This is a genomic window from Aquipseudomonas alcaligenes (assembly GCF_003205495.1).
Taxonomy (GTDB): domain Bacteria; phylum Pseudomonadota; class Gammaproteobacteria; order Pseudomonadales; family Pseudomonadaceae; genus Aquipseudomonas; species Aquipseudomonas alcaligenes_B.
Map to the genome: position 1 here is coordinate 204470 of NZ_QJRX01000003.1, position 13234 is coordinate 217703.

A 13234-nucleotide genomic window follows, 5' to 3' on the forward strand; every position below is an offset into this window, starting at 1 on the left:
CATGGTTCCCACGCAACTGCCCCTTGGCGTGCGCCTGCGCGACGACGCCACTTTCGCCAACTACTACCCCGGTGCCAACGCGGCGGCCCTCGGCTACGTCGAGCGGCTGTGCGAGGCCGATGCCGGCTGGACCGAGAGCCTGATCTATCTCTGGGGCGGTGAAGGCGTGGGGCGTAGCCACCTGCTGCAGGCGGCCTGCCTGCGCTTTGAGCAGCGTGGCGAGGCGGCGGTCTATCTGCCACTGGGCGAGGTGGCGGATTACGGCCCCGAGCTGCTCGATGGTCTGGACCAGTCCGAGCTGGTCTGCCTAGACGATCTGGATGCCGTGGCCGGCCGCGCGGACTGGGAAGAGGCGCTGTTCCACCTGTTCAACCGCCTGCGCGACTCCGGCCGGCGCCTGCTGCTGGCGGCCAGCGTGTCGCCGCGCGAGCTGTCGGTGCAGCTGCCCGACCTGCAGTCACGCCTGACCCTGGCGCTGGTGTTCCAGCTGCACGCGCTGTCCGACGAGGACAAGTTGCGCGCCCTGCAGCTGCGCGCCTCGCGCCGCGGCCTGCACCTGACCGACGAAGTGGGGCGCTTCATCCTCACCCGTGGCGAGCGCAGCATGAGCGCACTGTTCGAACTGCTTGAACGCCTAGACCAGGCCTCGCTGCAGGCCCAGCGCAAGCTGACCATTCCCTTCCTCAAAGAAACCCTGGGCTGGTAGGCCCAGGTCGGACATTTCTATTCGCCTGCCAGCTTGCGATCGTGCTGGAACTTCCAGCGCACGTAGAGCAGGGCGCTGCAGAACAGGCCGAGGCTGATCACCGTCTCCAGCGCGCCGAACAGGGCGCGGGCCGGGTCGATGGCGGCCAGTACGCCCTGGATGAAGTAGATGTTCACCACGAAGCAGGCCCAGGCGTGGGCGCGGGCGTTGCCCAGCAGCAGGCCGGGGGCGAGCAGCAGCAGTGGCAGCAGCTGGATGCTCAGCACGACCCAGATACGCGCGCCGTGCAGGTCGGCGAAGGCCAGGTTCCATACCAGTAGCAGTGCCAGCAGGGCGAAGAAGCTGAACAGGGCGAGGGCGCGACTCAGCTTCAGGCGCGGGGCCAGCCATTCCAGGCTGGGCAGGGGCTTGGGCGTTTTAGCCACGGGAGGTCTCCAGTTGCTTCGCGGTACTCGCCAGGCGCTGGCCGAGGGCGCGGCACAGGGCGATTTCGTGGTCGTCGAGCTTGCGCTTGCCATCGGCGCCGGCATGGTGGCTGGGGCCGTAGGGCGTGCCACCGCCACGAGTCTCCAGCAGGGCGCCTTCGCTGTAGGGCAGGCCGGTGATCAGCATGCCGTGGTGCAGCAGCGGCAGCATCATCGACAGCAGGGTGCTCTCCTGGCCGCCGTGCAGGCTGGAGGTGGAAGTGAACACCCCGGCCGGCTTGCCGACCAGTTCACCGGTCAGCCACAGGCTGCTGGTGCCGTCGAGGAAGTACTTGAGCGGCGCGGCCATGTTGCCGAAGCGGGTCGGGCTGCCCAGGGCCAGGCCGGCACAGTGGCGCAGGTCATCCAGCTCGGCGTAGAGCGCTCCCTCTGCAGGAATGCCCGGGGCAACCGCCTCGCACTCGCTGGATACCGCCGGCACGCTGCGCAGACGCGCCTCCAGGCCGGCCATCTCCACGCCGCGGGCGATCTGCCGGGCCATCTCGGCGGTGGCGCCATGGCGGCTGTAATACAGCACCAGGATATAGGGCGTGCTCATGCCAGCAGCTCCAGGATCTTCTCCGGTGGCCGACCGATCACGGCGCGCTCGCCGGCGACCAGGATGGGGCGCTCGATCAGCTTGGGATGGGCGACCATGGCGTCGATCAGCTGCTCGTCGCTGAGGCCGGTGTCGGCCAGGTTGAGCGCTTTGTACTCGTCCTCGCCAGTGCGCAGCAGGGCACGCGGGGCGATGCCGAGCTTGGCCAGCAGGGCGCGCAGTTGGTCGGCGCTGGGCGGGGTATCCAGGTAGCGCACGACGGTCGGCGCCAGGCCGCGAGCTTCGAGCAGCTCCAGCGCGCCGCGGGACTTGGAGCAGCGCGGATTGTGGTAGAGGGTCAGATCGGTCATGGCGGGTGCCCATCGGCGAATGAGGGCGCTATTCTAGCCGCGTCGAGCACGAAACGGGCTAAGGAGAGGGCATGCGTCAGCGGCTGGATGATCTGGTGGAGTTCTGGCGTTTCCTGCTGCAGCGTTTCCTCGCCGATCGCGCCATCAACAGTGCCGCGGCACTGACCTACACCACGCTGTTCGCCGTGGTGCCGATGATGACCGTGACCTTTGCCATGCTCTCGGCCATCCCGGCCTTCCAGGACACCGGCGAGCAGATCCAGAACTTCATCTTTCGCAACTTCGTGCCATCCTCGGGCGAGACGGTGCAACAGTACCTGCGCGATTTCACGGCTCAGGCCCGGCAGCTGACCTGGGTCGGCGTGGCGCTGCTGGCGGTGACCGCCTTCTTCATGCTGGTGACCATCGAGAAGACCTTCAATGCCATCTGGCGCGTGCGCCAGCCACGCCGGGGCATTTCCAGCTTCCTGCTGTACTGGGCGATCCTCAGCCTGGGGCCGCTGCTGCTCGGCGCCGGATTCGCCGTGACCACCTATGTCGCCTCGCTGTCGCTGCTGTCCGGCCCGGATGCGCTGATCGGCGCCAAGACCCTGCTGGCCTTCGCTCCGTTGCTGTTCAGTACGGCGGCCTTCACCCTGATCTACTCGGCGGTGCCCAACGCCCGGGTGCCGCTGCGCCACGCGCTGCTGGGCGGTGCCTTCGTCGCCCTGCTGGTCGAGGTGGCCAAGGCGCTGTTCGGCCTGTTCGTCAGCCTGTTCCCCGGCTACCAACTGATCTACGGGGCCTTCGCCACGGTGCCGCTGTTCCTGCTGTGGATCTACCTGTCCTGGCTGATCGTGCTGTTCGGTGCCGAGCTGGTGTGCAACCTGTCCTCGTCGCGCACCTGGCGTCGCCGCGCGCTGCCGCGCCTGCTGGTGCTGCTCGGCGTGCTGCGGGTGTTCCACGACAGCCAGCAGCGTGGCCTGGCGGTGCGGCACCCTGATGTGCAGCGCGAGGGCTGGCTGTTGCCGGAGGATGAGTGGGAGGAGATTGTCGACTTTCTTGAGCGCGAGCAGCTGGTCTGCCGTGCCAGTGGCGGCGGCTGGGTGCTGTGCCGCGATCTGGAACACTACAGCCTGCATCGCCTGCTCGGTCAGAGTCCCTGGCCGTTACCGCGGCCGGCGCAACTGCCCGAGCGGCTCGACGAGGTCTGGTACCCGGCCCTGCGTAACGCCCTGGAGATGCTGCACGAGGAACAGGCGGCGCTGTTCGGCAGCAGCCTGGCGCAGTGGCTGCGGGCTAGGGAGTGAGGGCTTGCCAAGGGTGACGAAAAAAGTCAGTTTAGGGCGAGGTGCAGCCGGCTCCACGGGGCTGCAAGGGCGCTGAAGCGCCGCAATACCGGCCAGGGATGGCTGGCACGCTTCTGGCAACTACCCAGCCATGTGCTGGCAGACGGCCAGCAGCCTGAATGACTCAGGGATGTCGTGTGGATGAGCAGTAGCAAGAACAAAGTGGTGCCCCTGCAGCCGCGGGATTCCGAGGATGCACTGGAGCGCCTGAACCGCATCACCGGCCTGCGTTTCGCCCGTTGGCCCGAGTCGCTGGCGGCCCTGGCGCGCCAGGCGGCCGAGGAGAGCGAGCCGCCCAAGCCCAGCTCCGTGGTGCGTTTCGGGGTTTTCTGAGGCCCCAAAGCAAAACCCCCGCCGAAGCGGGGGTGGGCAACCTGCGGCGGGTTCAGGCCAGCGCCTGGCGATTCGCGCTTTCCTGCAGTTCCACGGCCTGCACGAACAATTCCTCGACTATCAGGGTCTGTGCCGGTACGGCCGAGCGCAGGCGGACCTGCATGTCCTCGATCTTGCTCTTCATCGGCAGGCGGGCGATGCCGGAGAGCATCACCTTGTGGTGAGCGTTGACCTTGCCATGATCCACCGCCACTTCGCGCACCTGGCTGCCATCGCGGTAACGCACCATCAGCGATACCGGCAGATTGGCCAGCCCCGGCAGATGCAGCCAGACCGCCACGTTGTATTCCCCGACCCGCCCCTCGTAGGGGGCCACGCTGGAACGTGCGCTGTTGACGATGCTGGCGGGAACGGGGCCGATCAGCCTGTCATTGGCTTGGGTCATGGGGGTAACTCCGGCAGAACTCGTTGGTATAGGTATGCGCCGATTATAGGCAGGGGCATGGTGCTGAAACTGTGCGCTGTGGCCCCGCCGGCTGAGACTTCCGTCGCAGAACCTGCCCCTTGGGTCAGGCCAGGCGCAGTGGGTGGCGCACCACCGTGGGCGTGCTCAGGTTGGCGGCCGGCAGGGGCAGCATGGCCTGGTTGTTGACGTTGGCCAGTTGCAGCCAGAGGTTTTCGCCTTCGCCGAACTGGCCGCAGGGCAGCCACAGGCCGTGGTGCCAGCCGGAACCGGGTTCGGGCGTGCTCTGCAGGACGCCCGGGTGGGTCTGCGCGCTGGGCGCGCGGCGCAACCACACTGCCCGTGGCAGCCCCTTGAGGTAACGCAGGCCCAGATGCAGGCCTTGCTGGTTGAGATGGCGCCAGCGCACCAGGGCCAGGGTCGGGGTGCCGCTGTGCGGCAAGACCAGGATCAGCTGGCCCACCGGCAGCTGTGGGCCGAGGTCGGCATGGCAGAGCAGGCGAGCGCCTCCGGGGCTGGCATCGAGCATCTGCGCCGCGCAACTGGGCGGGCGCTTTTCCAGCAGCTGGGCATGGATGGCCGGCAGGCCGATCACCAGGCTGCAGTCGGCGCTGAAGTCGGCCCGCGGGTGACGCCTCTGCTGACGCCCCTGCCAGTGCGGGCGCACCCGCTCCAGCAGTTCCCTTTCCTGTGCGCTCTGCAGCGGCGCGGGCTCGTGCAGGGCGACCAGCAGGGCGCCGAGCTCCAGGCGTCGCAGGTAGTCGGCCGATCCCTTGACCTGGCCGTCATAGGGCAGGCAGGGCAGGGCCTGGCTGAGGTCGATCAGCGGTGCCTCGCTGTCCTCGTCGTCATCCCAGGGCAGCAGGCGCGCCAGGCCGGACAGCGGGGTCAGGGCGGCGAACAGGGTCACGCACTCGCCTTCGGCCAGGTGGAATGGATTGCTCAGAGCCAGGAGCAGCATCTGCTGGTAGAGGCCGCGCAGCGAGCCGGCGGGGGCCGGCTGGAAAGGTGCGGCGACCGGCTCGTCCAGGCACTGCTGGTGCTCACCCAGCCAGTACAGCAGGTGGCTGTCGCTCCACAACGAGGCCGGTGGTTCCTGGTACAGCTGGTAGTGACGCAGCAGGCTCTGGGCGAGGAAGTGCTCGGCCATGTACAGGCACCAGGCCAGGTGTGGGCGCGAGGGCTGGCGTCCCTGCAGGATCTGCAGCAGCAGGCGCTTGAAGCCGGCGGCCAGCTCGTCGCAGAGATGCACGAACAGGGGCGAGGGAGCCGCACCCCGGCCCAGCGGGGCGCAGTAGTGGCGGTATTCCTCGCTGAGGCTTTGCAGGGCGCGCTGTCTTTCCAGTAAGGTCATGGCGCTGCGGTTGAGGCGCAGCAACAGGGCCAGGACCTGTTGCAGGCCGTCCTCGTAGACCTGCCGGCGGGCATCGGTGAGTCGTTCGTTGAGGTCGGCGAGCGGAGTGGCGTCCTCCTCGAGGATATCCGGCACTTCGAGGCGCAGGGCGTCCAGCGTCATATCAACCCCGTATGCACGAGGAACGATTGCATGGGAAGGCCACTCCAGATGGTGATTGGTGTCATTGCCGGGCTTCTTCTGGCCGGTTGCGCCGAGGACTGGGGCATCGATCAGCATGGACGAAAGGTAGCGGCTGAGCAGCTCGAAGGCCAGTGGTTGGTGATCAATTACTGGGCCGAGTGGTGCAAGCCGTGCCGCACCGAGATCCCCGAGCTGAATCGGCTTGCTGTGGCGCTGGAGGGCCAGGGTGCGCGGGTGCTCGGGGTCAACTTCGATGCCCTGCAGGGCGAGGCGCTGAGCAAGGCCGCCGAGGCCTTCGCTATCCGTTTCACCGTGCTGGCGCAGGACCCCGCCGCGCGTCTGCAACTGCCGCGCAACGATGTGTTGCCGGTCACCTACATCATCGATGCCGACGGTAGGCTGCGCGAGCGCCTGGTCGGCGAACAGACCGCTGCCGGCCTGCAGGCACGGCTGGCTCATTGGCAGGCTCGGGAGTAATGGCTATGCGCATCTGTATGCACGGTTTCGTCACTGGCAGGGTGCAGGGCGTGAGTTTTCGCCAGTGCACCGCGGAGCAGGCCGAACGCCTCGACCTGGATGGCTGGGTACGCAACCTGAATGATGGGCGGGTCGAGGTACTGATTGAGGGCGCGCAGAGCGCGGTGCAGGAGCTGGCCGCCTGGCTGGAGCAAGGTCCCGAGCGCGCGCAGGTCGAGCGGGTGGAGCTGGAGGAACAGCCGGTGCAGGGCGTCACCGGCTTCGTCGTGCGGCGCTGATCAATCCTCGCCGGGATCGGCTGCCAGGCGTCCGGCGTCCTTGAGCAAGGCCTCGAGGAACTCGGCCTGCAGCTCCGGATCGTTGCGGGTCAGTTCGATCAGGCTCTGTTCCAGCTCGCTGGCCTCTTCCTCCAGGCCCAGGTCGGACAGGCGCTTGACCCGGTGTACCCACTGGCCGACCTCGTCATCCTCGAGGTCGTCGTAGATCAGGGCATGGGCCTCGCGCAGCTTGCCGCGCAGGTCGCGGCTGACCAGCAGGGTGGCTTCGGTGCGCGTGCCGTCCTGTGGATCTTCCACGCTCAGCAGCAGGGTGCCGATATGGCTGGCGTCGTGCTCGGCGAAAGGTCCGTCGAGCAGGTTCAGGCGCAGCACGCCGGACCTGTCGGTGGTCAGCTCGAAGCTGTCCTTGCCGGCCTTGACCTGTACCGGGCGCTCGGCCCAGGGCAGGCTGGAGTAATCCATGCGCTTGTCGCGCTGCAGCTCCTCGATGGCGGCCAGGTTCTGCTCGGCGCGGCCGTTGGATTCGACGTTCATCGCCGGGTTCATGCCGGCGAAGCCGTAGCTGATCCAGTCCTTGGTCACGCTGTCCGGCAGGCGGCCGAGCATCACCACGTTGAGCGCGTTGGCTCCGATGCCGGCGACCACCGCCACCGCGCCCAGCGGCACCTCGTAGAGTTCCCGCCAGGGCTGATAGGGGGTGTAGCGGTCGTAGCGGCGAGTGACCTCGAACTCGGTGACCTCGAAGGTCTTCTGTTCATGCACGCGCACGCGGCGCTGCGGCAGTTCCAGTACGCGCGGCTCGCCCACGTCGATCTGCAGGCTGTGATCGAGCAGGCGACGCTCGAAGCGTTCCTCGTGCTCGCTGCGCTGTGGCAGCTGGTTGGCGCAGCCGCCGAGGAAGAGGGCGCCGCACAGGGCGGCGCCGATACGGAGGGTATTTCGCTGGAACATGCGGGCTTCTTGGTCGGTCGGACTCAGCGGGCGATGCGGTTGGCGAGGAACGACAGGATATCGGCGGCCGGCATCTGCTGGCTCTCGCTGTCGCGGCGGTGCTTGTATTCGAGGTTGCCCTCGGCCAGGCCGCGCTCGCTGACCACGATGCGGTGCGGGATGCCGATCAGCTCCATGTCGGCGAACTTCACGCCGGGGCTGGTCTTCTTGTCGCGATCGTCCAGCAGCACCTCGTAGCCGGCGGCGGTCAGTTCGGCGTAGAGCTTGTCGGTGGCGGCGCGCACGGCTTCGTTCTCGTACTTCATCGGCACGATGGCGATCTGGAAGGGCGCCAGGGCGTCGGTCCAGAGGATGCCGCGCTCGTCCCAGTTCTGCTCGATGGCCGCGGCCACCACGCGCGATACGCCGATGCCGTAGCAGCCCATGGTCAGGGTGATCGGCTTGCCGCTCTCGCCCAGTACCTTGCAGCCCATGGCTTCACTGTACTTGGTGCCGAGCTGGAAGATATGGCCGACTTCGATGCCGCGCTTGATCACCAGGGTGCCCTTGCCGTCCGGGCTGGGGTCGCCCTCGACCACGTTGCGCAGGTCGGCGACGGCCGGCAGCGGCAGGTCGCGCTCCCAGTTGAGGCCGAAGTAGTGCTTGCCGTCGAGGTTGGCGCCGGCGCCGAAGTCGCTCATCAGGGCCACCGAACGGTCGATCACGCAGGGGATCGGCAGGTTCAGCGGGCCCAGCGAGCCGGGGCCGGCGCCGATGGCGGCGCGGATCTCGGCCTCGGAGGCGAACACCAGGGGGCTGGCGACCAGCTCGTGGTTGGCGGCCTTGATCTCGTTCAGCTCGTGGTCGCCGCGCACGATCAGGGCGACCAGCTTGCCTTCCTCGGCGGCATGCACCACCAGGGTCTTGACGGTCTTCTCGATGGCCAGACCGAACTGGGCCACCAGGTCGTCGATGGTCTTGGCCTCGGGGGTGTCGACCAGGCGCAGCTCCTCGGTGGCCGCGCCGCGTTCTTTCTCGCGCGGGATGGCCTCGGCCTTCTCGATGTTGGCGGCGTAGTCGGAGCTGTCGCTGAAGGCGATATCGTCTTCGCCGGACTCGGCCAGTACGTGGAACTCGTGGGAACCGGTGCCGCCGATGGAGCCGGTGTCGGCCTGCACCGGGCGGAAGTTCAGGCCCAGGCGGGTGAACACATTGCAGTAGGCCTGGTGCATGCGGTCATAGGTTTCCTGCAGCGAGGCCTGGTCCAGGTGGAAGGAGTAAGCGTCCTTCATGATGAACTCGCGGCCACGCATGAGGCCGAAGCGCGGGCGGATCTCGTCGCGGAACTTGGTCTGGATCTGGTACAGGTTGATCGGCAACTGCTTGTAGCTGTTCAGTTCGTTGCGCGCCAGATCGGTGATCACTTCCTCATGGGTCGGGCCCAGGCAGAAATCTCGATCGTGACGATCCTTGATGCGCAGCAGCTCGGGGCCGTACTGCTCCCAGCGGCCGGACTCCTGCCACAGCTCGGCCGGCTGCACGGCCGGCATCAGTACCTCGAGGGCGCCGGCGGCATTCATTTCCTCGCGCACTATGGCTTCGGCCTTGCGCAGTACGCGCAGCCCCATCGGCATCCAGGTGTACATGCCGGAGGCCAGCTTGCGGATCAGGCCGGCACGCAGCATCAGTTGGTGGCTGATCACCACGGCGTCGGAGGGGGTTTCCTTGAGGGTCGAGAGCAGGTACTGACTGGTACGCATGTTTGGCCGTTATGTCGGTTGCGGGGGCAAATAATGACTCGGCATTGTACGGTGCCAGCCATGTGGCGTACAGGATGGAGCGGGAGTCGAAGATGGCGGAGCTGACGGCGGGCCAGGTGCAGGCCCTGATCCGGGCGGGAGTGCCGATGGCCGAGGATATCGATCTGCGGATCGACCGCCTGGAGGCCGATCTGGCGGTGGCGCGGGTACCTTTTCACGGCAAGCTGGTGCGGCCGGGGGGCACCCTGTCGGGGCCGACCATCATGTCACTGGCCGATGCGGCCATGTACGCGGTGGTGCTCGGGCGTCTGGGGCGGGTGGAAATGGCGGTGACCGCCAACCTGAACATCAACTTCCTGGCCAGGCCCAAGCCGCTGGACCTGATCGCCGAGGCGCGCATCCTACGTCTGTCCAGGCGCCAGGCGGTGTGTGAGGTACAGCTCTACTCGCAGGGTGAGGAGGGCGAACTGGTGGCCCATGTTACCGGCACCTATGCCTTGCCACTGTAAAGGGGCGAGCGGAAAAAAAGAACCCGGCCTAGGCCGGGTTCTTTATGCACAGATTGCGATAGCGCAGGACTTACAGCACGTCCAGCGGGTACTCGACGATCAGGCGGGTGTCGTTCAGGTCCGGAGCGTAGTCAGCGTTGTAGGCATCGTTGGCGCGCCAGATGGCGTGACGCAGACGGAAGGACAGGTCCTTCGCGGCGCCTTCCTGGATGACGTACTTGGTTTCGAAGTTCCACTCGTGCTCCTTGCCTTCTTCACCGGAGCTGGTGGTGATGTCGTCACCGGTCAGGTAGCGGGTCATGAAGCTCAGGCCCGGCACGCCGTAGGAAGCCATGTCGAGGTCGTAGCGAACCTGCCAGGACTTCTCGTCTTCACCGTTGAAGTCGGAGAACTGCACCGAGTTGTTCAGCCAGACGGTGCCGCCACCGTCGACGCCGTAGTCGTAGCCGCGGTCGCCGCTGGAGCGCTGGTAGGCCAGGGTGAACTTGTGGGCGCCCAGGCTGTAGGCGGTTGCCAGGCTCCAGATGGTGTTGTCGCGGCTTTCGCGAACGCCCGGAATGCCATTGTCCTCATCTGCGGTCGCCGACTCGATATAGCTCTTGTCGTAGTCGGTCTTGTAGATGTTGAAGTCGAAGTTCAGGGCCTGTTCTTCAGCCAGCGGCAGGTTGTAGTTCAGGTTGCCGTAGTACTTCTTCCAGTAGTCCTCAACGTCGGCAGCGTGGATGGCGCCGCTGAAATTGTCGGTGAAGGCGTAGCTGGCGCCAACGATATTGGCGGACTTCAGTTCGAGGTCGTCACGCTCGGTTCCGACCTGGCTGCTCAGTCCGGTAAAGCGACCTGCGCTCAGTTCCAGGCCTTCGATCTCGTTGCTGACCAGATAGGTACCAGTGACGGTTTCCGGCAGGATGCGGCTGTCGTCGGTGGAGAGCACCGGGCTGGCGACGAACTGGTTGCCGTATTTCAGGACGGTATCGGAGATGCGGAACTTGATGGCGCCGCCGACTTCGGTCTGGGTGTCGTCACCGCGGCCTTCATCGGTGGTATCGAACAGGCCATTGCTGTGGCGACCACGGCCGCTGTCGAGCTTGATGCTGGAGAGGGAGTGGGCGTCCACACCGACACCTACGGTGCCCTGAGTGAAGCCGGATTCGAACAGCAGGCGAATGCCCAGGCCGGTTTCTTCACGATAACCGTTCTTGTAGCCAATCACTTCTTCGGTGACCGGGTCCTCAATGGCAATGTTGCCGGCGCCATTGCGGAAATCACGGTTCATGTACAGGGCGCGGTTGAAGATATCGAAGCTGCTGTCTTCAACGAAGCCTTTCGACTCGGACTGCGCGCTGGCGAAGGCCAGCTGGGTGGTTCCGGCGGTCACGGCCAGAGCCAGTGCGCTCCACTTCATCACTTGCATTGTGATTGCTCCTTTGGTTTAGAAGAGTTGTGCTACCCATTGTCTTGTTGTATGGGCGGCTCTTTCTTTTTGTGTCGGCGCTAACTTATAGCACGCTGGCTTAAGTTGGCGACAGATATCATTGATTCCCTACGTTTTATTCAATTGCGTGTCGCAAAATTGCAATTGAGGCGTCGCTTTTCTGTAGGTTTTTTGCCGCGTCCGGCTCCCGCACCAGGCTGCTTCGAAAAGTCTGCAAATCCAATCGCTTAGGGGCTTTTGTCGTCCTTGGCGAGTGTCGCGAACCGTTCGAGGGTTGCTCGGTACTGACGGTGCCAGTGCTAAAGCAACTTTCATGCACAAAATGCCGGTGCTGCAAAAAATATTCGTACTCGGCTTCCGGATCGCCGGATGGCGGCGGTCGAGCCGCTCCGGGACTGGGTTTGCGTTCGCTTGAATGCAGTCATGGTGGCTGCCTTGCCCACTTGGGAGTAAACCGCAGGCGTTACCTGACGCTGGTGGAATTTACCCGCTGGTAACGCTTTTTCCTGTGCGCCTGTTCAATTTGTGGGCGTTGGGGGCTGCTCTGCTCGTTCCTGGGGCGCAGCGGGCGGGAGAGGTAGCGTGGCCAGGCGGTGGGTTGCAGTGGCGGTGCATTGTTTTGGGGCTGTCTGGTGCTGGCGAGCGGCAGGCGTTAGCCTTTCGCAGGTGGACGGGCTTGATCCTGTTCATCTGCCGGTTACCCGCTAAAGGACATACGATGTTTGCTCTTGACCCCCGCTTGCAACAGGACACCCTGGCTATCGGAGATTTTCCCTTGTGCCGGCTGCTGCTGATGAATGACGCCAATTATCCCTGGTTCATTCTGGTGCCGAGGCGCGAGGCGGTCAGCGAGCTGTTTCAGCTGGACCAGGCCGATCAGCAGCAGCTATGGCTGGAAACCACGCGTCTAGCGGAAACGTTCAAGGATGCCTTCGTTGCCGACAAGATGAACGTTGCCACCCTGGGCAACTTGGTCAGTCAGCTACACATGCATGTGATCGTCCGGCGCCGAGACGACCCTGCGTGGCCCGCACCGGTCTGGGGGCGCCTGCCGGCACGTCCCTATGAGGTGGCCGAGATCGCCGCATTGCAGCAGCGCTTGCGGCTGGTGCTGACCAATGACTTCCAGTTTGCCGAGGGTTGAGAAATGGAGCTTGAGCAGCGCGTCATCGAGCTGGAAACCCGGCTCGCCTTTCAGGATGACACCATCACGGCGCTCAATGATGTGGTGGTGGAGCAGCAGCGTGTGCTGGAGCGTCTGCAGTTGCAGATTGCCGCTCTGGCGCGTCGTCAGGAGGAAATGGCCGGCCAGTTCGGTATCGCCGAGGATGAGGCGCCGCCACCGCATTACTGAATAAATGAAAAAGCCCGCGTTCTGCGGGCTTTTTCATGGGGGGCGTTCAGCGCTGGCCGGGCAGGGCCACTACCACGTCTTCGGCCTGCAGGCCCTTGTCGCGCTGCATGACCGAGAACTCGACGCGCTGGCCTTCGACCAGGATGCGGTGGCCCTCGCCGCGGATGGCGCGGAAGTGCACGAAGATGTCATCGCCCCGGTCGCGGGAAATGAAGCCGAAGCCCTTGGACGTATTGAACCACTTCACCGTGCCGGTTTCGCGATTCTCGTCGAGTTCGCGGCGGGTGGTCTGGGGACGCGCGCTGCGCTTGCCCAGGTTGATGGCCAGATGCAGCAGGACTGCGGCCAGCAGTATGGCGAGGCTCAGGGCGACCGCCGGCTGGTTGCCGATCTGCGCCAGCGGGGCGAGCAGGATCAGTGCCTGCAGTACGCTGGCAAATACCAGCAGGGCCGATACCAGGGCCTGCAGCTGGTTGCGCAGGCCGACATGGCGTACCGGCAGCAACGGAGCCAGGAACAGGTTGGTCAGGCCGAACAGGGCCAGATAGAGCGCGTCGGGTTGTTGCAGGTAGGGCAGGGTTGCGCTGCGCAGGCTGGGCGCAAGGGACAGCAGCAGGGCGCCGCAGCCCGTGATCAGGTGAACGATCTTCAACATGGTCAAGAAACTCGCTTGTTCGAGATGGCTTATCGAGGAGCGGAGCCGGCGTGAACCCGATGAATGGATGCGACGGTCCGCCTATGCCGCCGTGGCGCG

General features: G+C 65.5%; 17 protein-coding genes. 8 read left to right on the forward strand and 9 right to left on the reverse strand.

What is annotated here, in order from left to right; all coding sequences use genetic code 11:
• Position 1 precedes the first annotated feature (1 nt).
• Positions 2-706 (forward strand): DnaA regulatory inactivator Hda, encoded by a 705-nt coding sequence (hda, locus tag DMO17_RS06275; protein WP_110681648.1) that lies wholly within the window; start codon positions 2-4, stop codon positions 704-706.
• 17 nt (positions 707-723) lie between these two features.
• Here hda and DMO17_RS06280 read toward each other — a convergent pair whose 3' ends face one another.
• The 3 genes from DMO17_RS06280 to arsC are packed head-to-tail and all read right to left on the reverse strand — an operon-like array spanning position 724 to position 2079.
• On the reverse strand, positions 724-1131 hold the full coding sequence (locus DMO17_RS06280; RefSeq protein ID WP_110681649.1) for a DUF2069 domain-containing protein: 408 nt from the start codon (positions 1129-1131) through the stop codon (positions 724-726).
• Positions 1124-1729, reverse strand: a complete 606-nt coding sequence (gene wrbA / locus DMO17_RS06285) for an NAD(P)H:quinone oxidoreductase (RefSeq protein WP_021700692.1) — start codon at positions 1727-1729, stop codon at positions 1124-1126. The genes DMO17_RS06280 and wrbA overlap by 8 nt, the downstream gene beginning before the upstream one ends.
• Positions 1726-2079 carry an arsenate reductase (glutaredoxin) gene (gene arsC, locus DMO17_RS06290; RefSeq protein WP_110681650.1) on the reverse strand — a complete coding sequence of 118 codons (354 nt, stop codon included), beginning with the start codon at positions 2077-2079 and terminating at the stop codon, positions 1726-1728. Before arsC ends, wrbA begins: the two co-directional genes overlap by 4 nt.
• A 71-nt stretch (positions 2080-2150) precedes the next feature.
• Here arsC and DMO17_RS06295 point away from each other — a divergent pair, with 71 nt between their 5' ends.
• Entirely contained in the window at positions 2151-3368 is a 1218-nt protein-coding gene (locus DMO17_RS06295; protein WP_110681651.1) for a YihY family inner membrane protein, read from the forward strand.
• A 180-nt stretch (positions 3369-3548) separates the two neighbouring features.
• Positions 3549-3740 (forward strand): hypothetical protein, encoded by a 192-nt coding sequence (locus DMO17_RS06300; RefSeq protein ID WP_021700689.1) that lies wholly within the window; start codon positions 3549-3551, stop codon positions 3738-3740.
• A gap of 52 nt (positions 3741-3792) precedes the next feature.
• Here DMO17_RS06300 and DMO17_RS06305 read toward each other — a convergent pair whose 3' ends face one another.
• Together DMO17_RS06305 and DMO17_RS06310 are read right to left on the reverse strand one after the other, a co-directional pair.
• Positions 3793-4185: a hypothetical protein gene (locus DMO17_RS06305; protein ID WP_110681652.1), complete on the reverse strand. Its 393-nt coding sequence runs from the start codon at positions 4183-4185 to the stop codon at positions 3793-3795.
• Between the two features lie 124 nt (positions 4186-4309).
• The gene (locus DMO17_RS06310; protein ID WP_110681653.1) at positions 4310-5719 is read right to left on the reverse strand and encodes a PilZ domain-containing protein; all 1410 of its coding nucleotides are present in this window, start codon (positions 5717-5719) and stop codon (positions 4310-4312) included.
• A 30-nt stretch (positions 5720-5749) separates the two neighbouring features.
• Here DMO17_RS06310 and DMO17_RS06315 point away from each other — a divergent pair, with 30 nt between their 5' ends.
• The gene (locus DMO17_RS06315) at positions 5750-6217 is read left to right on the forward strand and encodes a TlpA disulfide reductase family protein (protein ID WP_110681654.1); all 468 of its coding nucleotides are present in this window, start codon (positions 5750-5752) and stop codon (positions 6215-6217) included.
• 5 nt (positions 6218-6222) lie between these two features.
• Positions 6223-6495 carry an acylphosphatase gene (locus DMO17_RS06320; RefSeq protein ID WP_258371492.1) on the forward strand — a complete coding sequence of 91 codons (273 nt, stop codon included), beginning with the start codon at positions 6223-6225 and terminating at the stop codon, positions 6493-6495.
• Here DMO17_RS06320 and DMO17_RS06325 read toward each other — a convergent pair whose 3' ends face one another.
• Together DMO17_RS06325 and DMO17_RS06330 are read right to left on the reverse strand one after the other, a co-directional pair.
• A complete protein-coding gene (locus tag DMO17_RS06325; protein ID WP_110681655.1) occupies positions 6496-7446 on the reverse strand; it encodes a hypothetical protein in 951 nt (316 codons plus the stop codon).
• A gap of 23 nt (positions 7447-7469) precedes the next feature.
• Complete coding sequence (locus DMO17_RS06330; RefSeq protein WP_110681656.1) at positions 7470-9185, reverse strand: proline--tRNA ligase; 1716 nt, start codon at positions 9183-9185, stop codon at positions 7470-7472.
• A 101-nt stretch (positions 9186-9286) separates the two neighbouring features.
• Here DMO17_RS06330 and DMO17_RS06335 point away from each other — a divergent pair, with 101 nt between their 5' ends.
• Positions 9287-9694 carry a PaaI family thioesterase gene (locus DMO17_RS06335; protein ID WP_110681954.1) on the forward strand — a complete coding sequence of 136 codons (408 nt, stop codon included), beginning with the start codon at positions 9287-9289 and terminating at the stop codon, positions 9692-9694.
• 70 nt (positions 9695-9764) lie between these two features.
• Here the strand turns inward: DMO17_RS06335 and DMO17_RS06340 are convergent, their stop codons facing one another.
• Positions 9765-11105, reverse strand: coding sequence for an OprD family porin (locus tag DMO17_RS06340; protein ID WP_110681657.1), 1341 nt, complete (start codon positions 11103-11105; stop codon positions 9765-9767).
• Between the two features lie 739 nt (positions 11106-11844).
• On the opposite strand from DMO17_RS06340, the gene DMO17_RS06345 reads away from it, so the two are divergent.
• Together DMO17_RS06345 and DMO17_RS06350 are read left to right on the forward strand one after the other, a co-directional pair.
• Positions 11845-12270 (forward strand): HIT domain-containing protein, encoded by a 426-nt coding sequence (locus tag DMO17_RS06345; RefSeq protein WP_110681658.1) that lies wholly within the window; start codon positions 11845-11847, stop codon positions 12268-12270.
• A 3-nt stretch (positions 12271-12273) separates the two neighbouring features.
• Positions 12274-12480, forward strand: a complete 207-nt coding sequence (locus DMO17_RS06350; RefSeq protein WP_021700675.1) for a SlyX family protein — start codon at positions 12274-12276, stop codon at positions 12478-12480.
• 46 nt (positions 12481-12526) lie between these two features.
• On the opposite strand, the gene DMO17_RS20190 is transcribed toward DMO17_RS06350, so the two are convergent.
• Positions 12527-13135: a cold-shock protein gene (locus tag DMO17_RS20190; RefSeq protein WP_110681659.1), complete on the reverse strand. Its 609-nt coding sequence runs from the start codon at positions 13133-13135 to the stop codon at positions 12527-12529.
• Positions 13136-13234: the final 99 nt, after the last annotated feature.